The sequence below is a fragment of the Mycetocola lacteus genome, assembly GCF_003667575.1.
GTDB lineage: Bacteria > Actinomycetota > Actinomycetes > Actinomycetales > Microbacteriaceae > Mycetocola > Mycetocola lacteus.
Window position 1 is genome coordinate 165,879 of record NZ_RCUY01000015.1, and the last position, 18,417, is coordinate 184,295.

At 67.0% G+C, this 18,417-nt stretch carries 20 protein-coding genes; 10 read left to right on the forward strand and 10 right to left on the reverse strand.

Going from position 1 to position 18,417, the window contains the following annotated elements; all coding sequences use genetic code 11:
• Positions 1-18: 18 nt before the first annotated feature.
• Genes D9V34_RS16170 through D9V34_RS16180 form a run of 3 tightly spaced genes read right to left on the reverse strand, consistent with a single transcriptional unit; the run spans position 19 to position 3,457 of the window.
• Positions 19-2,193: an FtsX-like permease family protein gene (locus D9V34_RS16170; RefSeq protein ID WP_121689494.1), complete on the reverse strand. Its 2,175-nt coding sequence runs from the start codon at positions 2,191-2,193 to the stop codon at positions 19-21.
• Positions 2,190-2,930, reverse strand: a complete 741-nt coding sequence (locus D9V34_RS16175) for an ABC transporter ATP-binding protein (protein ID WP_121689495.1) — start codon at positions 2,928-2,930, stop codon at positions 2,190-2,192. Before D9V34_RS16175 ends, D9V34_RS16170 begins: the two co-directional genes overlap by 4 nt.
• Positions 2,927-3,457 carry a PadR family transcriptional regulator gene (locus tag D9V34_RS16180; protein ID WP_121689597.1) on the reverse strand — a complete coding sequence of 177 codons (531 nt, stop codon included), beginning with the start codon at positions 3,455-3,457 and terminating at the stop codon, positions 2,927-2,929. The genes D9V34_RS16175 and D9V34_RS16180 overlap by 4 nt, the downstream gene beginning before the upstream one ends.
• Positions 3,458-3,643: 186 nt before the next feature.
• Between D9V34_RS16180 and D9V34_RS16185 the strand changes: the two genes are divergently transcribed.
• Positions 3,644-4,366 (forward strand): Type 1 glutamine amidotransferase-like domain-containing protein, encoded by a 723-nt coding sequence (locus tag D9V34_RS16185; RefSeq protein WP_121689496.1) that lies wholly within the window; start codon positions 3,644-3,646, stop codon positions 4,364-4,366.
• 248 nt (positions 4,367-4,614) lie between these two features.
• Here D9V34_RS16185 and D9V34_RS16190 read toward each other — a convergent pair whose 3' ends face one another.
• The 4 genes from D9V34_RS16190 to D9V34_RS16205 form a co-directional block, all read right to left on the reverse strand.
• Complete coding sequence (locus D9V34_RS16190; RefSeq protein ID WP_147441718.1) at positions 4,615-4,986, reverse strand: hypothetical protein; 372 nt, start codon at positions 4,984-4,986, stop codon at positions 4,615-4,617.
• A gap of 71 nt (positions 4,987-5,057) precedes the next feature.
• Complete coding sequence (locus D9V34_RS16195; protein ID WP_121689498.1) at positions 5,058-6,644, reverse strand: DNA-3-methyladenine glycosylase 2 family protein; 1,587 nt, start codon at positions 6,642-6,644, stop codon at positions 5,058-5,060.
• A 9-nt stretch (positions 6,645-6,653) separates the two neighbouring features.
• Positions 6,654-7,427, reverse strand: a complete 774-nt coding sequence (locus D9V34_RS16200; protein ID WP_220700612.1) for an isocitrate lyase/PEP mutase family protein — start codon at positions 7,425-7,427, stop codon at positions 6,654-6,656.
• 68 nt (positions 7,428-7,495) lie between these two features.
• Positions 7,496-7,978, reverse strand: coding sequence for a GNAT family N-acetyltransferase (locus D9V34_RS16205; protein WP_121689500.1), 483 nt, complete (start codon positions 7,976-7,978; stop codon positions 7,496-7,498).
• A gap of 52 nt (positions 7,979-8,030) precedes the next feature.
• Here D9V34_RS16205 and D9V34_RS16210 point away from each other — a divergent pair, with 52 nt between their 5' ends.
• A complete protein-coding gene (locus D9V34_RS16210; protein WP_121689501.1) occupies positions 8,031-8,624 on the forward strand; it encodes a TetR/AcrR family transcriptional regulator in 594 nt (197 codons plus the stop codon).
• A 109-nt stretch (positions 8,625-8,733) separates the two neighbouring features.
• On the opposite strand, the gene D9V34_RS16215 is transcribed toward D9V34_RS16210, so the two are convergent.
• A complete protein-coding gene (locus D9V34_RS16215; RefSeq protein WP_121689502.1) occupies positions 8,734-9,372 on the reverse strand; it encodes an HD domain-containing protein in 639 nt (212 codons plus the stop codon).
• A 125-nt stretch (positions 9,373-9,497) separates the two neighbouring features.
• Between D9V34_RS16215 and D9V34_RS16220 the strand changes: the two genes are divergently transcribed.
• Positions 9,498-10,460 (forward strand): GlxA family transcriptional regulator, encoded by a 963-nt coding sequence (locus tag D9V34_RS16220; protein ID WP_121689503.1) that lies wholly within the window; start codon positions 9,498-9,500, stop codon positions 10,458-10,460.
• 48 nt (positions 10,461-10,508) lie between these two features.
• Here the strand turns inward: D9V34_RS16220 and D9V34_RS16225 are convergent, their stop codons facing one another.
• Positions 10,509-11,375 (reverse strand): helix-turn-helix domain-containing protein, encoded by an 867-nt coding sequence (locus D9V34_RS16225; protein WP_220700613.1) that lies wholly within the window; start codon positions 11,373-11,375, stop codon positions 10,509-10,511.
• Positions 11,376-11,560: 185 nt separating this feature from the next.
• On the opposite strand from D9V34_RS16225, the gene D9V34_RS16230 reads away from it, so the two are divergent.
• Positions 11,561-12,787, forward strand: a complete 1,227-nt coding sequence (locus tag D9V34_RS16230) for an MFS transporter (protein ID WP_121689505.1) — start codon at positions 11,561-11,563, stop codon at positions 12,785-12,787.
• The gene (locus tag D9V34_RS16235; protein ID WP_121689506.1) at positions 12,784-13,326 is read left to right on the forward strand and encodes a YbhB/YbcL family Raf kinase inhibitor-like protein; all 543 of its coding nucleotides are present in this window, start codon (positions 12,784-12,786) and stop codon (positions 13,324-13,326) included. Before D9V34_RS16230 ends, D9V34_RS16235 begins: the two co-directional genes overlap by 4 nt.
• Before the next feature lie 140 nt (positions 13,327-13,466).
• On the opposite strand, the gene D9V34_RS16240 is transcribed toward D9V34_RS16235, so the two are convergent.
• Positions 13,467-13,754: a helix-turn-helix domain-containing protein gene (locus tag D9V34_RS16240; RefSeq protein WP_121689507.1), complete on the reverse strand. Its 288-nt coding sequence runs from the start codon at positions 13,752-13,754 to the stop codon at positions 13,467-13,469.
• 63 nt (positions 13,755-13,817) lie between these two features.
• Between D9V34_RS16240 and map the strand changes: the two genes are divergently transcribed.
• The 5 genes from map (at position 13,818) to bla (ending at position 18,247) form a co-directional block, all read left to right on the forward strand.
• On the forward strand, positions 13,818-14,594 hold the full coding sequence (gene map, locus D9V34_RS16245; RefSeq protein WP_121689508.1) for a type I methionyl aminopeptidase: 777 nt from the start codon (positions 13,818-13,820) through the stop codon (positions 14,592-14,594).
• 409 nt (positions 14,595-15,003) lie between these two features.
• On the forward strand, positions 15,004-15,507 hold the full coding sequence (locus D9V34_RS16250) for an RNA polymerase sigma factor (RefSeq protein WP_121689509.1): 504 nt from the start codon (positions 15,004-15,006) through the stop codon (positions 15,505-15,507).
• Positions 15,500-16,555 (forward strand): hypothetical protein, encoded by a 1,056-nt coding sequence (locus D9V34_RS16255; RefSeq protein ID WP_121689510.1) that lies wholly within the window; start codon positions 15,500-15,502, stop codon positions 16,553-16,555. The genes D9V34_RS16250 and D9V34_RS16255 overlap by 8 nt, the downstream gene beginning before the upstream one ends.
• Positions 16,556-16,616: 61 nt before the next feature.
• A complete protein-coding gene (locus tag D9V34_RS16260; protein ID WP_183092010.1) occupies positions 16,617-17,108 on the forward strand; it encodes a peptidase inhibitor family I36 protein in 492 nt (163 codons plus the stop codon).
• 200 nt (positions 17,109-17,308) lie between these two features.
• Positions 17,309-18,247 carry a class A beta-lactamase gene (gene bla, locus D9V34_RS16265; RefSeq protein WP_121689512.1) on the forward strand — a complete coding sequence of 313 codons (939 nt, stop codon included), beginning with the start codon at positions 17,309-17,311 and terminating at the stop codon, positions 18,245-18,247.
• Positions 18,248-18,417: the final 170 nt, after the last annotated feature.

An 18,417-nucleotide genomic window follows, 5' to 3' on the forward strand; every position in this document is an offset into this window, starting at 1 on the left:
ATCCCACGGCCTCGCCGGCTATTCCTCGCGCAACCGCGCCCCGCTGGTGGCACCGCGCACGCTGAGCATCGCCAGCCCCAGGGCCACCGCCGCAAAGAATACGAGCAGCGCCAGCGTGATCAGATACTCGGCACCGGGCCACCCCACCTGCCGGTTTCCGCCACTGAAGACCCGGATCACCACCCAGCCCGCAAGGAGCCCGAGCGCCACCGCCAGCGCACTCATCGCGGCCAAGGGGATGAGGTTCTCGGCGAGAATGACACGCCGGAGGGTACCCACACGCACGCCGATCAGCCGCAGCCGGGTGAAGACCGCGCGCCGATCAGCGACGCCGATGATGGTCGCCACAACCAGGGCCAGCATCGAAATGCCACCGGCCACCGCGGCGCCGATCGATGCGAGGGTGGAGAAGCGTCCGAAATAGCTCAGGCCGTCGGTATACTGACGCTCCGCTAAAACCTCGGGCACCGTGTCAAAGGCGACACCCTGCGCCCATATGGCGCTGCGGGCACGCTCGATTGCCTCGGGGGTTCCATCGGTGAGGGCCACGGTCGCGATGTTCAGACGTTCACTGTCGGGGTCCACGCGGTCACCCGTTGGCTCGGGGGCGAAACCCGAGAAGATCGCCGGGGAAATCGCAATAAACGCTTCTTCCGCGGTCGGCGTGAAACCCAGGGACCGTGCATCCTCGGCGCTCACCACGGTCAATCCCGCACCCCCGGCCTGCTGATACACGTTGACCGCATATTCCACTCCGGTTATATTTTCCAGAACCTTCCGGCGGCGCTCGGGCAGGTCGGCGCGTTCACTGCGGTTTTCGACCGTCACCATCCGGGTAAATCCGGCCTCCTGTGTACCAAGATGATCGGCCTGGGCAAACTCATCAACGTTCGCTGTCATCGCGATTTGGAACATGGATACCAGGAACAGGGCGATCACCAGGCCACTCACCGCGCGAAACGCGGCCCGAGGGAGCCGGACCGTGCGTCCCAGCGCGATCACCCGCGATGCCGATTGTGCTCGGCCCGACAGCACGCGTCCCAGCAGCAGGGTCAGGTAGGGTCCGGCGATTATCAGCCCCACACAGACCAGGATCAGGACGATCAGCGCCGCAACCCAGTAGATCATTCCGTGCAACACATCAACCAGCACGATCAGTGCCGGGATGCCGAGTACCCCCACCCCCAGCGGCACAATCCGCCATGCACTCGGCACGGTTTCGGGCACCGAGACGCTGCCGGGCAACGCCCCGCGGTCGCCGCGGCGGGCGCGGATCGCCGCCACCAGCGGAACGAAGGCGGCGACCAGGGCAAGCACCACGATCTGCTGGCCCAGCGGGACCCGAAGATCCGAGGCGAAGAATGTCCCGTCCAGGACCGAAACCCGTGAAAACAGCGGCACCGTCAGCCAGGCCCCCAGCGCACCCATCAGCACACCCAGAACAGCCGCCGGGATCATCTCGAGCGCCGCGAGGTGTGCGATGACTCCGCGCCCGGCACCGAGCAGACGGAGCTGGGCCGTGCGTTCCCGGCGGGCAACCTGCCCGAGATCGGCCACGATCGCGATGAGTAGCAGCACCGGGGCCGCCACCGCGAGCGCCCCCAGGATCGCGACGAAACCGTATACCGGAATTCCACCGAATCCGGTGCCCGACGGATCGGTCTCGGGCAGGACCCGCGCGTCGTAGTTGTCCAGCATTTCCTGCTCGGTATGGACCACCACCGCAACCAGGCTGTCGGGGGTCGGCAACACGGAGTCGGGGAGGATCCCGGCCGGAGATCCAAACCGCACGCCGAGCTCGGCCGGTGCGGTCTCGGCGACGAGCTGGGCGAGGGCGGGAGATGCCAGGTACGCGCCGGCCTGCGGCAACGTCACCGCCGTCTCAAACAGCGCGGGCCGCGCATCCGGCGCGGACACGTCGATGCGCTGGATCTCCCACTCCCGAAAACGATCGGTGCTGCCCATCGCCAAGGTTTGCCCGGAACCCGGCACAATCGCCGCCGAGTTCTGGTCGGTATCCGGTGCGAAGCGGGAGTAGGAATCCCAGCGTTCGGTGCGAGTTTCCAGGGCACGGTATCCACCCCACAGCAGCAGGAGCAGCATGATGCCGATCCCGATGCCCGCGGCGATGCCAAGAATGCGCACGCGTGCACGCCGGTTCTGCGAGAGAACCAGCGCCAGACTGAGCCTCATCGGCGCGGACCGGTGGCGGTGAACGCGGCCGTACCGTCGGACGTGGGGAGCACCGCGATCCCCGCGCTGATTTTTCCGTCCCGCACAATAATCTCGCGGTCGGCGTAGGCGGCGGTGCGGGCATCGTGGGTGACCAGGACGATCGCGGTGCCGTCGGCGCGGGCCAGGTCGGTCAGAGCAATCATGGTGTGTTCGGCGGCGAGCGAGTCGAGTGCACCGGTGGGCTCATCGGCAAAGAGGACCCGCGGCCGGGCAACCAGGGCACGGGCGATCGCCACACGCTGGGCCTGACCACCCGAGAGCTCGGCCGGGTAGCGGGTGGCGCACTCGGCAATGTCGAGGCGTTCCAGTTCGAAGCGGGCGCGAGCAAGCGCCTCGCGCCGCTTAACCCCCGCGAGCAGCAACGGGATGGTCACGTTGTCCAGCGCGCCGAGGTCGGGCAGCAGCTGCCCGGACTGGAAGACGAAGCCGCACTCGCGCAGGCGCAGGTCATCGCGCTCGGTCTGGTCCAGCTCTCCCAGCATCCGGTTGCCGATCCGCACGGTGCCCGCGTCGGGCACCAGGACACCGGCGAGGGCGTGTAGCAGGGTCGACTTTCCCGACCCCGAGGGGCCCATGACCGCCAGAATTTCGCCCGGATAGACGTCCAGGCTGATCCCCCGCAGCGCCTGGGTCTGGCCAAAGCTGAGGTGCAGATCGCGTGCCCGAATCACAACATCGGTACCAAAGTCGCTCATGCGCCGCGCACCCCCGCCCGCAGCTCGGTGAGGCGGGCACCGGTGAGTTCGATCCAGCGTAGGTCCGCCTCGATGTGGAACAGCGCGTGGTCGATGGTGAGCACGCTCGCTAGGTCGGCACCGCGCTTTGCCGCGGTGAGCTCGCGCATGCGGGCCTGGTGGCACGCGCGCTGGGCATCCAGGAGCGTTCCAGCGTCCTCATCCAGCAGCAGGGCGATCACCGTCTTGGCAAACAGATTGCTCTGCAGGGCAGCCTCGGGGATGTCGGGGGTAAACATCCACTCCCGCACCCGGATCCGGCCGGCGTCGGTCACCGCATAGCTCTTGCGCTCGGGGCCGCCCGAGTGGCCCTCGGCGGCGAGTTCGAGGATGAGTCCGTCCCGAATCAGTCGGGCAAGCGTGGAGTACACCTGACCGAAGGCCATCGGCTTACTGCCACCAAAGAAGCGGTCGTACTCACCCTTGAGGTCATACCCGTGGCTCGGGGCGGCTTCCAGTAGGCCGAGCAGGGTCTGTGCGTTGTCCATGACGCCACTATACATTGAGTGTATAGATGGATGACGATGCTCCACCGCCCCAGAACATGGCACATCCGCGGCTCGGCTTTCGGCGGCGCCCAGCGGTCACCAGCCCACAGCGTCAACACCGCGCGCTAACGGCTTTCCCAGGCTCCGGTCCGAGCAAATGTCGGCGCGGACGAGTACCGTAGGTGGGTGACTCATCTTCTCCTGCTTTCCCGCGGCCTCGGTGCCGTCCCCGCATTCCTGGCGGCAACGGTGCCCCATAAGACCCCGCTGATCGGCTACATTCCCGACGCCACCCGCGACTTCACCGACGCGCCGTTTGTGCGTGCCGAGCGCGAGGCCCTGGCCTCACTGGGCAACCCGATCATCGAGATCCCGCTCTCCGCCCACACCTCCGAGTCTCTTGCCGCGGCCCTGGATGAGGTGGACGCAATCTATGTGGCCGGCGGCGATACGTTTGCCCTTCTGGATGCCGTCCGCACGGCCGGCGCAGCAGACCTGCTGAAGCAGCGGGTGGAGGCGGGCCTGCCGTATATCGGATCGAGCGCCGGCTCGGTTCTGGCCGGTCCGGATATCAAGCCGATCGGCCCGCTGGATGACCCCAAGGGGCTGCACGCCGGCACCGACACCACCGGCCTCGGCCTGACCGACGCGGTGGTTCTCCCCCACGCCGACGGCCTCCTGCCGCCGTACCCCCTGGTACTGATTCAGCGCACCCTGGCGCGCTATGCCGACCGCTTTCGCATCGTGCCGGTCCGGGATGACCAGGCGCTGCTGCACGGACCCGCGGGCGAGCGCCTGATCGAGTCCTCGCCACTGCTGGACGTGGCCGAATTACTGGGTGCGACCGAGTCGTCGGGATCAACCGAGCAGTCGGGCACAACCGAGCGGTCGACCGAATCCGATAGCTAGCAGGGAGATTCCTGAATGCTTCCGGGGAACCCTGGCCTTCGCCGAACCGGCGGCGTAACGTAATTCTCGGATCCCCCGCCCGTGGGTTGGTGGCCCCGCAGCGTTATTCCCCCTGGTAAACCGTCCGCTGCGGCCCACCAACCCCGGGCATTTTCTTTGCCTGGTCACCCGACGATTACCGCGTCAGGTTTCGTCCACGCAAACCCGGTACCCGTGGGTTCCGTCGAAGCCGCCACGGCCAGGCGCGATCAGTCCTCGAAGATGTCGCCAAACCCGAGAAACCGCCAGCCCGCAGGATCGGGCCGGTAGATGCCCACAAACTCGTTGTTCATCCCGCGCGACCACCACACCAGTCCCACGCGACCGCGATAGTGAATCACCTGGGCGAGGTCGGCATCGAGCTCGTCCCGGTTCTCGATCAGGGCGTCCAGTCCGTCGAGGAACTCACGCACCTCGGGCAGCACAAACCGGCTGAGTTCCTCGAGTCCGGGCGCGTAGGCCTGAATCGTCAACTCGTGGTCCTCCCCGGGAAAGAGCACACAGTTGTACTCGGTGAGTTCCCCATCCCCCTCACCGGTGTCCACGAACATCCGACGGCGTAGCTCTCCGTTCCAATCCATGCGCCCAGCCTATGCCGCGGCTGGGCACTCACCAACCCGCGCGCGTCCCGCCACCCCGACGCATGCGCACCCTATGCCGCGGCCACCCGCCACAGGTGCATCACCGCGTAGGAACGCCACGGGGCCCAGGTGCCGGCAGTCTCGGCCAGCGCCAGATGAGCGGCGGCCGCGCTCTGGCTTGGATCGCCCAGTCCCAGGACACGGGACCCAGCAAGCAGCGCCACATCGCGTTCGAGCCAGGCATCGGGATCCCCCAACACCCGCATCGCAATATAGCCGGCGGTCCATGGTCCAATCCCGGGGCGCTTAGTCAGCGCCGCACGCAGCGCCTCACCCTCCACCCCGACGTGTACCACCAGGTCTCCCCCGGCGAGAGCGGCGGCGGTATCACGCACGGTCTTAACCTGACGTCCGGGAAGCTTCAGGATGCGCTCGGGATCCGGGGCGACCCCCGGCTCGGGGATGGGGATCCCCTCGGCCAGCGCCCGCATCGTGGGAAACAGCACCGAGAGCCCCGCGAAGCGTGACGTATACCGCTGCCCCAGAGCGACGGCGATCCGGCCCAGATGCGTGCGGGCGGCGGCGACCGAAATCTGCTGGCCAATCAGCGCCCGAATCACGGTCTCCTGGGCGTCGGCGGTGCCCGGTACACGCACTCCGGGGACCGCCGCCACGAGGGGGGCCAGGTGCGGATCACGGGACAGCGCGGCATCCACCGCCTGGGGATCGGCGTCCAGATCGAGGAGTCGACGCAGCCGCGAAAGAGCGGTACCGAGGTCTGCCAGGTCCGAGAGTTCAAGCTCCGCGCGCAGCTTCCAGCCTTGCATTCCCAAATCGGCATGTACCTCAACCGCGGCGGGGCCACCGGGTAAACGCAGCGTACGTGCATAGCGCAGACGCCCAGAATCAGCGAGGTCCACGGCCTCCACGCCCGCGATTGCACGGGCCGCCAGGAACGCGAAAACTCCCCGAGCATCGTAGGGGGCCCGCATCGGCAAATCGAGGCTAATACGCACGGCCTCCCCCGCGGTTCGCTCGGGGTGAGCCGGACGCGCGCGCCCGCGCAGCGTGCCGGGTGTTTGCGCAAACACCTCAAGAATCGTGTTGTTGAACTGCCGAATCGACCCGAATCCCGAGGCGAAGGCAATCTGGGCGATGTCCAGATCGGTACCCACCAGTAGCGCTCGCGCCGTCTGCGCGCGGCGGGCGCGGGCCAGGGCGAGCGGGCCCGCACCGAGCTGCTCGGTGAGGATCCGTCCCACATGCCGCGGGGTAAATCCGAGGGTGGCGGCCAGGCCGTCCACCCCCTGGCGATCCACCACGCCATCGGCGATCAGCCGCATTGCCCGTCCGGCCAGGTCCCCGCGCAGATTCCACTCGGGGGTTCCCGGCACAGCATCGGGAACACAGCGTTTGCACGCCCGAAAACCGGCGATCTGGGCGGCCGCCGCCGAACCGTAAAAGGTCACGTGTCGCTCGGCCGGGGTGCGGGCGGGGCAGGACGGACGACAGTAGATCCCGGTCGAGGACACCGCCGTATAGAACTGGCCATCAAACCGGGTATCCCGGGCATCGATTGCCCGATAGCGCGCGGCAAACCCCGGGTCCCCCGGCCGGCACGCGGCCCCGGCAGGCCCCTCCGCACGATTCTCCCTCATACTCGCACCCTACCCCCGGGCAGACAGGCGGTTCAGCTCGGCGTAGTCCATCTGCGTGGCCGGCCACCGCGCGGAGGTCAGGAATTGCGCGGCGTCTCGGCGCAGACCCGCATAGGCCGACTGGGCGAAGGCCGAACCCGAACTGAGTCTTGCGACCCCGAGGGAGCGCAGCTCCTCGATACCGGGGGTGGCCTCGCCAATCATCGCGTTGAGCGGACCGGCGATCCCCCGCACCAGCTCCCCAATGGTTTCGGCATCTACCACTCCGGGCACAAACACTCCGTCAGCACCGGCGGCCAGATACAGGTCCGCGCGGCGAATCGTCTTGGCAATGCGGGCGGCGATATCCCCGCCACCCGCCAGAAACACGTCGGTGCGCGCGTTAATGAAGAGGCCCTCTGAAGCTTCCCGGGCCGCCCGGATGCGCGCGACCGTGTCCTCGGGCGTGCGCGGGCCGTCCTCGATGTTGATGCCCGCGGCGCCGGTGGCACACACCAACCGCACGGTCTCGGTCACCCCCTCCGGGGATTCGGCGTAGCCACCCTCGATATCCGCGGTAACCGGGACCGCCACAGCGGCGACAATCGATTCCAGGGTGACCAGCATCCGATCGCGGTTGAGTACTCCACCATCGGCGGTGCCCTGAGCCCAGGCGATGCCCGCGCTCGTGGTGGCGATGGCCGTAGCGCCGGCCTCCTCCAGAATGCGTGCCCCGGCCACATCCCAGGCGTTGGGCAGTAGGAGCGGGGTGCGGGCGGAGTGGAGGGCTCTGAAGGTTTCCATCGAGTTCATGGTTCGAGTCAAACACCTCGACGAACCGGGCGCTGGCCAAAATCGGACCTGACCGTCGGCTAGTTTCGTGGCGTCAGATCCCGACCGAAGCACACCGATTCGGGGGCACCCGCATAGTCACCAAAGCCGGGGATCGGCTCATAGCCCTCGCGGGTATAGAAGCGGATCGCATCGGGCTGACGCTCGCCGGTTTCCAGCACCAGGCGATGTGCACCGAGAGCCCGGGCCGCCTCTTCCAGGCGGTACAGCATCGCCGTGGACAGGCCGGTGCCGCGGGCGGCCGGGGTAACAAACATCCGCTTGACCTCAATGTGTCCGGGGCCCAGCACGTCCTCGGCAACGTTGCGCAGGCCGCCGCAGGCGAGGGCCCGTCCCGACTCGTCGCGGGCCACCAGGAAGACCGGCACCTCATCGGCGGTGGGGGCGTGTCCGGGTTCGTGATCGTCGCTCCCATAGCGGGCATCGAGTTCAGCCCGCTGGGCGAGGCGCAGCGCGGCCCCCTCGGGATCATCCCAGGGGACGCTTTCGATCTGCCAGTTCATGCCTCAATCCTTTCGTAACATCTGTTACCGTAACACATGTTACGCTGAGTGGATGCCTCGAATCCGAGACCCTCATGCCCAACGCCAGCTGCTCTCCGAAGCCGTTTGGGCGACCCTGGCCGAACACGGACCCGGGGGGCTCACCCTCCGCGCCGTTGCCGAACGGGCGGGCTGCACCACCGGCTTGGTTCTGCACACGTTCACCGATAAGCAGGCGCTCCTGTTGGACGCTCGGGATCGACTGCATGAACGCACCCGACTGCGCGCCGAGCGCCTCGAAGCCGAGGCATCGGATCCGGTTGACGCGCTCCGCTCGGTCGCGCTGGGCACCCTCGCCGCCGACCCCGACGGGCTGGCAAACGCGCGTGTGTGGGTGGGATTTCTCGCCTCGGCGTTCGGCGATGAGGTGCTCGCCGAACGTCACGCACTGCACAGCGGGTCCTTCCGAATTCGCCTGACCCGGCTCATCCAGGCGGCGATTCCCGGGATTGACGATGCCGAAGCCGAAGCCCGGGCGGCGCTTCTCGCCGCCACCACCGAGGGGGTGTGCGTGCTCGCCGCCGGAAACCCCGAGGTCTGGACGGCGCAGCTTCAGCATCTGGCGGTCATCCGCGCGCTGGACGCCGCACTGGAACCCATCCGGTAGGCGACGGGCGGCCAATCCGCCACCACTCGTCAAGGCGACGGGCGGCCAATCCGCCACCACTCGTCAAGGCGACGGGCGGCCAATCCGCCACCCGCCTCCGCACCTCCCGCTACTCGGACCAGGGGCTCTGCCGGATCACCTCGACAAAGTCACCGCGCTCAAACCCGGGCAGATAGTGGGCCAGGACATCGGCGTTCACATTGCCAAAGGTCGAGTCGGGTCGGTGCACGTTGCCCGCGGTAAACGCCGCCAGGATCCGGTTCTTGAAGTCCGGACGCGGGTGCGCCTCGACGACCGCGGACCGCTGTTCTGCGCTCAGCTCGTGGTACCAGATCCCCAACACGTCCGTCTCCACCCCGGCGGTGACCAGGGCAACCTCGGGCTCCATAAACTCAGGCACGCCCGGGGTGGTGTGCAGCGCGATGCCCGTCCAGACCTTCTGCGCATCCGCAGCGCTCACGCCGCGGGCGGTCAGGAACGCCCGGGCGGCGTTGGCCGAGTCCACCTCGAAGCGCAGCTGGGAGGAGTGGAAGGTTTCGGTCAGCCCGAGGTCGTGGAACATGGCACCGGCGTAGAGCAGTTCGGGGTCGACGCTCAGACCGCGGCGCTGCCCCATCAGGGAACCGAACAGGAACACGCGGCGCGAATGGTGGAAGAGCAGCTCGCTCTCATGCTCGCGCACATACTCGGTGATATCGCGGACAAGGGCGGTGTCGGGGATCGTGATTCCGGCGATGGTTTCGGTCATGGTGTTCTCCTTGAGTGTGCGGCCCGCCGAACCGCTCGGGAGCCTGCATCCAGGCTCCCCCGGTCGCGGCCAATCTCACAGTGTCCAAATTGACAGATATCCCTCGAATACGGACATACTGGAGGATGCCCAGCCACTCGATCGCCTTCCTGCTGTTTCCCGGTGTCAAACAGCTGGATATCGTCGGCCCGGCCGAGGTTTTTGCCGAGGCGAACCGGCTGGGCGCCCACTACGAGCTGCTGTATGTTTCGGCGGACGGCGCTCCGGTCTCCACCTCGATCGGCGCCCCCTTCCCCGCGACCACCCGTGCTCGGGATCTCACCCGCGCAGACACGCTGATCATCCCCGGCGGCGACGCCCTCCCCACGGCCGCGATTCCCCCGGAGATCCTCGAGGCCACCGCAAGACTGGTCGATATCTCGGCCCGCGTCGCCTCGGTGTGCACCGGGGCCTTCCTGCTGGCGGCCACCGGCGCGTTGAGCGGACGCCGCACCACAACCCACTGGGCCCATGCGGGCCTTCTCGCCCGACTGTATCCGGGCATCACCGTCACCCCGGACTCCATTTTTGTTCGCGACGGTCGCTTCCACACCTCCGCCGGAGTCTCCTCGGGTATCGACCTGGCGCTGTCGCTGATCGAGACCGATCTTGGCCCCGAGCTCGCCCGCGAAGTCGCCCGTCAGCTGGTGGTGTACCTGAGGCGGCCGGGTGGACAATCGCAGTTCTCCACCCTGAACGAGGTGTCCCGCGGGAGCCATGATGCGGTGCAGCGGGTCATCGAGATCATCATTGAGGCCCCGGCCGCCGCCCACACGATCACCGACCTCGCCGCCGCGGCGGGGCTCAGCACCCGCCACCTCTCACGCCTGTTCCAGGCCGAGTTCGGCATGACCCCGGCCCGGTTTGTCGAGGGGGTGCGACTGGACACGGCCAAGGCTCTGCTCCTGCGCGGCGAGTCGGTGAGTGTCACCAGCCGCCGAGCCGGATTCCAGAGCGCGGAGACCATGCGTCGCCTCTTTGTCACCCGCCTCGGCATGCCGCCCAGCGTGTTTCAGCAGCGCTTTCGCACCAGTGATCGGGCCGACTAAGCCTCCCGGTCCGCAGCGCGGCCAATCGCAGACTTCGGGATCCCTCCGTCAGTGGGTGTTCTCCGCCGGAACACTCCAGTTGGCCAGGAGCTGCATGGCCTGCGCGGTGGGGGAATCGGGCTCGACCGTGTACACAAGCATGAGCAGGTCGGGGGCGCTGGTCACCTCGAAGGACTCGTATCCAAACTCCACGTCTCCCACCAGCGCGTGGTGGTAACGCTTGGTGCCGGAACGGTAGCGCAACACATCGTGTGAGGCCCAAAGGTCGGCGAATTCGGTGCTGTTGGTGGAGAGCTCACCGACGAGTTTCTGCAGGCCCGCGTCCTCGGGCGCTCGTCCCACTGCCTGTCGCAGCAGTGCCACGTTATTGCGTTTCATCCGGTCCAGGTCTCGATAAAAATCGGCGGCGCGCGGGTTGAGAAACACAAATCTTGAGTAGTTGAAGGGCACCGTGGGGTCATCGCTCGGGTCGCCGTACAGCGCGCGGCCGATCGCGTTGGAGGCCACGTGGTCTCCGCGCATGTTCTGCACAAACGCGGGCACGGCGATCGCATCGAGGACCAGCTGAACACTCAGCGAGACCCGGCTGCTCGCCGCATTGCGGGTCACCCGTTTGCCGGGGCCGACCGGGCGGGTGGCCTGCACCAGGTCAAACAGGTGTTCGCGCTCGGCCTCGTCCAGGCGCAGGGCACCGGCAATCGCGTCCAGTACTTCGGGGGAAACACCGGCGGTGTGGCCACGTTCGATCCGCGCGTAGTAGTCGACGCTCACTCCGGCCAGGAACGCAACCTCCTCGCGCCGCAGGCCGGGAACCCGTCGCACCCCGCCAAAGGTTGGTACGCCGGTCTCCTCGGGGGTAACCCGGGCACGCCGGGAAGCGAGGAAGGTTTTGATCTCTGCCCGTCGATTGTCCATGGGCAACATCCTAGGTCTGGGCGGGAGGGTTGTGGGGTGCCCTGCCAGACCCTGGGTGGGCCAGACCACTGTTCGAGCGGGCGTTCCGCGCCCTGAGCAAACGGCGTTTTCTAGAAGCATGACCTTCGTGTCGAGCCGCGTGTTATCCGGCTCCGCGATCCCCGTGCCTCAACAGAAAGCTCACCATGTCACACCAGAGTCCCCCGGGCCGCACGACCGCCCAGCACACCACTCCCGGCAAAATGCCGGCCGTGGTCCCCATCCTGATGGTGGGTGCCTTCCTCATGTGCACCACCGAGAACATCGTGGCCGGTCTGCTCACGCAGATTGCCGGCGATCTCCAGGTCACCGAGGCTCGCGCCGGGTTGCTGATCACCATCTTCGCAATCGGCATGGTCATCGGGGCACCGGTGATGGCCGTGGCCACTCGAAAACTGCATCCGCGCGTGACCCTGGTGGGCGCGCTGGTGATCTTCGCACTGGGTCACGCATTCACCGCGCTGAGCAGCAGCTTCGAGATGAGCCTGGTTGCCCGGTTCATCTCGGCGGTGGCCACCGGCGCGTTCTGGGCCGTCGCCGCGGTGGTCGCGACCTCGGCCGCCGGTCCGGCGCTGGCCTCCCGCGCCCTCGGGCTGATGATGAGCGGTGTGGGGCTGGCCACCGTTGCCGGCGTTCCGCTGGGTGCCTTCGTGGGACAGCTGGTGGGATGGCGCGGTACCTTCTGGCTGCTCACCATCCTCACCGCGATCGCCGCGGTGATCATCTCCCGCATCACCCTCACCCACAACACCGGCGACCAAACCTCCATCGGTGCCGAGTTACGCGCGTTCGGTCAGGTTCGCATCTGGCTGGTCCTCGCGGCCACAGCGGTGGTCAGCGGCGGAGTCATGGCCGCATTCAGTTACATTCAGCCGCTGCTGGTGAACCGCACCGGCCTGCCCGGTTGGAGCGTTCCGATCGTGCTGGTGGTTTATGGCGTCGGCTGTCTGCTGGGTACCAACCTGGCCGGACGCCTGGGTGACCGGCACGCGATCGCAACCTACCTCGGTGCCACGCTGATCGGGGCGATCGCCCTGGCCCTGCTGGTTCCGCTCTCGATCAACCCGGTCTGGAGCTTTGTCCTGTTCTTTGTTGTGGGTGCCGCGGGCATGTGTGTGCCGCCGCTGGCCACCGGTCTCTCGATCCGGCTCGCCCCCACCGCCCCCACCCTCGCCGCGGCCTCCGCGGTTGCCGCCTACAACGGTGGCGTCGCGCTGGGATCCTGGGTTGCCGGACTGGCCCTGGAGTCCTCACTCGGTATCACCGGACCCTCAGCTATCGGGGCCATGATGGTCGGCGTGGGCCTGGTTCCCCTGATCGTCCTCGCCCTCCTCCGTCTCCCGTCCCCCACCACTCACAAGGAGCATTCATGACCACCCTCAACAATCCCTTTGCTCGGCTTCCCGAAGTCCCCTCCTTCACCCTGACCAGCAGCACCGTCGCCGACGGTGAGGCGTTTGGTCCCGCCCAGTACTCGGGCCTGTTCGGGGTTCCCGGCGGCGAGGATCGCTCCCCGCAGCTCTCCTGGAGCGGTGCCCCCGAGGGCACCCTGAGCTACGCGGTCACCGTTTTTGACCCGGACGCACCCACCGGTTCGGGCTTCTGGCACTGGGCGGTCACGGGTATTCCCGCCTCGGTCACCGAGCTGGCCGAGGGTGCCGGGGATGAAACCGGATCGGGCCTCCCGGATGCGGCGCTCCAGCTGCGCGGCGACAGCGGCGCGGCTCGCTTCCTCGGTTCGGCCCCGCCCGCCGGCCACGGCGAACACCGCTACTTCATCACCGTGCACGCCCTCGATGTGGCAGACCTGGGCGTGGGCCCCGATGCGACTCCGGCCTTCCTCGGGTTCAACATCTTCGGCCACATCCTCGGCCGGGCCACCATCGTGGCCACCGCAATCAATAACGGCTAATCACGAAAGCGGGCGAGACCGGCATGGTCTCGCCCGCTTGTCGATCTGCTCGCCAGAAGACCGGGTGCCCACACAAACACCAAGGCACCCACTCAAAGACGAGGCACCCACGCAGCGGCCAGGCGGCCGCAAGGGTACCCCTAGGAGGCCAGCGGCTGCACCCGGGCCGCCTCGTCCACGCACTCGACCGGGCTCATCTCAGCCCAGACGGCATCAAGGGAGAGCCCCAGAACTCCGGCAATCACCGCGATGGTGGAAAAGGCCGGGGTGGCCACGCGGCCGGATTCGATCTTGCGCAGCGTCTCGGGAGAGATCCCCGCATCCAGCGCGACCATGAGCATCGATCGCTCGCCGCGGGCACGCCGCAGGAGGGCACCGAGGCGCTCCCCGCGCGCGACCTCTTCCGGGGTGAGGGGCAGTCTAACCATGAGCCAATCCTATACCGGTATAGTTTGACCGGTATAGTTATTGGATTCTGGCGAGAGGCCCCCATGATCGAAATCCTGACCCCCGACGAGCTCGACCGCGCCCGCAAGACCGGCGCACTGGTGGGCACCATCCTGCACACCCTCAAAAACCGCACCCGCATCGGCACCAATCTGCTGGAGATTGATCGCTGGGCTCGCGCGATGATCCTCGACGCCGGAGCCGTGTCCTGCTACGTGGACTACGCCCCCTCATTTGGACGCGGGCCGTTTGGGCACTACATCTGCACCGCCGTCAATGATGCCGTCCTCCACGGCCTCCCCCACGACTACATGCTCGCCGATGGCGACCTGCTCACCCTGGATCTGGCAGTCACCCTCGATGGCATCTCGGCGGACGCGGCGATCAGCTTTATCGTGGGCGAGGCCCGCCCGCCGGCGAGCGTCGCGCTGGTCGAAACCACCGAGCGCGCGTTGGCCGCGGGGATCGCCGCCGCCGGCCCGGGTGCACGCACCGGGGATGTTGCCCACGCGATCGGCACCGTCCTGAGCGGGGCCGGCTACCCGATCAACCTGGAGTTTGGCGGTCACGGCATCGGGTCCACCATGCATCAGGACCCACACATCTCCAATGACGGACGCCCCGGCCGCGGCTTCACCCTCCGCCCGGGCCTGCTGCTCGCCCTGGAGCCCTGGGTCATGGAGGACACCGATCGCCTGATTACCGACCCCGACGGCTGGACCCTGCGCAGCGCCACGGGCGCGCGCACCGCCCACACCGAACACACGGTGGCGATCACCGAGCACGGGGCCGAAATCCTCACCCTGCCACCCAAAAACTAACCGCCCATCCATCCCCGAAAATATTTTCCGAAAAAAGTTTGGGGACCAATGTCACATATCCCCCACTTCCGGAAACAACCTAGATGAGGCACCTGCCTTGCACTGCACGCGTGAACCGCCGTGCCTATCCGGGGGGAGGGCTGTCTGTGAATCTGAGACGGTTACTAGGCACGGCGGGCGCGATCTTCGCGATTTTCGGTGTGTGTGCGGGACGCCTGGACGCATACCTATTGCATGGGAGCGGCCCGCCTCGCCGACACTAAACCGCCAGCCAACCACGCACCTCAGAATCTATGCCTTCACACTCCAAACCAGCCGAATGCTACAGTTCGGTGTTCGCGTGCGACCGGTCCCGGGTGCCGGCCCTGCCCACGCAGCGCGGGCATCTGAGTGGTGAAGGGACGGTGCGGTGAGCGAGTTTTCGGAGTTTTTCCGCGCCAACCATTCCTTGGTGGTAGGTGTGGCCGAGCGCCGATTGAGTTCGCGCCAGGACGGCGAGGAGATCGCCACCGAGGCGTTCCGCATCGCCTGGGAGCGATACCAGGCCGGGGAACCACTGAGCGTCCCGTGGCTCTACGGGGTTGTGCGCAACCTGATCGGGAACGAATACCGACGCCGCGACCGTCAGGAAAACCTGCACACCCACCTCGGCGAAGAGCTCAGCTCCGATACCTTCACGGTGGACGAAACCCACGCCGACGTGCGTGACGCCCTCGAGAGACTCCCCCAGATTCATCGCGATGTTCTGATGATGACCTACTGGGAGGACCTCACCACGCGGGAGATTGCCGAGATCCTCGGCACCACCCCGCTGGCCATCCGCACCCGACTGGTTCGGGCCCGCCGCCTGCTGCGCAGCGCCCTCGCCGACCTTGACCTGCACTCCACCACGGAGGTTTCCACTCATGAATGATCTCCTGAGCGATGTCCTTCGCGCCGCGGATCCCGGCACCGTGCACCGCGACTCCCCACTGTCCGAACGCGCCCTGGGCGAGCTGGCCGCGTATGAGGCGGCCGAGGCGGCAGCCACCACCGCCACGGGCCATCACCAGCATCGGGTGCGTCCAGCCGCCCGGCATCCACTCTCCGCCGAAGCCCCCCGCCGTGGTGCACCCAGACACCCCGATTCCGGCCGACGTCGCCCACGTCGCCGCCTGAGCCTGGCCGCGGGTGCCGTGGCCACGTTTGCCGCGGTGGCCGTTTTTGTCATCGCGCTGATCAATCCCGGTCCGGCCATGGCGACAACCCCGCCGCTGCTTGAACTCACCCCGGTGTCTACCTCGGCACCCACACTGCTGACGGAGATGGCCCAGATGCAACGCACTCAACCCGCCGCCGGTTCCACCATTCGCGCGCAGATGTGGGCGCTGAATACCTCGATCGCCGAAGACGGCTCAATCGAATCCTCGGTCACCGAACCCCAGCAGAGCGAAACCGTGTTTGCCGCCGACGGTTCGGTCCGCCTGCGCCTCACCGCGGCATCACCCTTCCCCGGCCAGGAGGCTGCCGGGCTTCCCCGCCCGGGCACCGTACTGGCGGATGAGAATTTCCCCTCCGGTCAGTGGGAATTCCCGGCCGAGTCGGGCCCTCCCGCCAGCATCGGCGAGGTGGGTGCCTATCTAGCGACCCTCACCGAGGACCCGAATCTGAGCGCCGGACAGACGCTCCGAGAAATCGCTGGCATCCTCTCGAACTACCCGCTCACCCGCAATCAGGAGGCCGCGCTCCTGGGCTATTTAGCCACCCTGGATAACATCGCGGTGGCGGGCGCGACCACCGATCGACTGGGACGCTCGGGCATCGTTTTCCAGGCTCGTGACCGCTCCCCGGAGTTCGAAGATCGCCTGATCGTGTCCCCCAAAAGTGGGCAGATTCTGGCGGCCGAAACCCTCTATGTTGGAAGCTCACGGACCGATATCGCCTCCCCATCGGTGGTCGATTATGTCGCCTGGGAGCGCTAGCGGATCCTCCCTCGCGCACGCGTCACCCGCCGCGTGCCCTCCCGAAACGGATACCCGAAACATGCGTCTTCTCCGCACAACCCTGGCTGCCGCAGCCCTGACCCTGCTGGCCCTCTCGACCCCGAGCATCGCGTCCGCACAGGGATTACCCACCGATGCAATGCAGGCGCGGGTGGACTCGATCATCGCCACTCACGGCGGCGAGCAGGTTGCCTGGAACGAAATTAGCTGGGATCAGGGTGCCGTGGTTGCCACCCTCAGCCCCGAGTCCGAGGTCTCCTCGCGTTCGATTTCGGCGCTGGCCGCCGGCAACTGTGAGAGTGGCCGCTACTGCGCCTACTCACGAATCAACTACGGCGGCGACAAGCTCACCTTCTCCGCCTGCCCCGCGACAAACACGAGCTTCGGGGCGATCGGGCAGGCTCGTTCGATCTCCAACAACCGCGGCTCAAGCACCGTGCGCGCCTATGCGGGTACCACGCTGAAGAATACGATCTCCACGGGATCCGGTGCGGCAAATGTGACCGGCATTACCCGCATCACCTGCTCCTAGCGACCGGGTGGGTTCGGGGTGAGTCAAGAAAGAACCTCACCCCGAACCGGCTGCGCGGGCTTACCCTGTGCCCTTTTCGCACGGCCTACCGCCACTCCCTCCCCGAAGAGGAAGGCCGGTACTGAAATACTAGGTGGTTTTATGCTAATGCACAAGTTGGTGTGGAGAATGGGAGAAATCGCCAGCTGAAAGGAACCATCATGACGCACCTCACCCGACGCACATTCTTGGGCCTCACCACGATCGGTGCGGCCGGCCTCCTCGCCGCCTGCACCGCAAACCCCGCGCACTCAATCTCACCGACCACACCCGCCGGCACCGCCGCCAGCGGAGCGTCCCCCGCGCCCCTCCGCTCGGACGCCGCCTTCGCCGCGCTGGAAGCCGAGTACGGTGCCCGACTCGGGCTGTTCCTGATTGATACCGGCTCGCAGCGCACGGTTGAGTATCGCCCCGATGAACGCTTCGCGTTTGCCTCCACGATCAAGGCGCACCAGGCGGCGGCGATCCTACAGACCCGGGACATTGCGGCACTTGAGGAGCATGTCACCTTCACCGCCGACCAGATCGTCTCCTACTCCCCAATCACCGAGCAGCACATTGAGGACGGCATGCTCCTGCACGAGGTGGTCACCGCCGCACTCCAGTACAGCGACAATACCGCCGCCAATCTCATGTTTGATCGCCTCGGTGGCCCGTCCGGCCTCCAGCAGCTGCTGCGCGAAATCGGGGATGCCACAATCAACGTGAACCGCATCGAGCCGGACCTCAACGAGGCTACCCCGGGGGATCCGCGCGACACCACCACGCCGCGCGCCCACGCCCATACCCTCGCCACCTTTGGCGTATCGAACCACCTGCCGATCGAGAAACGCAATCTCCTCACCACCTGGATGAAGGCCAATACCACCGGGGGCGAACTGATCCGCGCCGGGGTTCCGGCAGACTGGGTGGTCGCCGACAAAACCGGCGGCGGCTACTACGGCACCCGCAACGACATCGGAATCCTCTGGCCTCCCACCGGGGCACCGCTCGTGCTCGCGGTCATGTCGAGCAAGGATGCGCAGGACGCCGAATACAGCAATGCGCTGATCGCCCGCGCCACAACCCAGGCGCTGGAAACACTCGCAGCCGGGAGCTAAGACCCCGTATTGGGGACAGATTTCTCGGGTCCTGCGCTAAACCTGCGCAAATCATTACGTTACGTAGCATATACCTTGTTAGCGTCGGCCCTCAGGGAGCCGGCGACCGCCGCTTCCCCTCCGCTCACGGCATCGCTGCGGCCCTCGCGGTCGAGACCCTGAGCTCGATC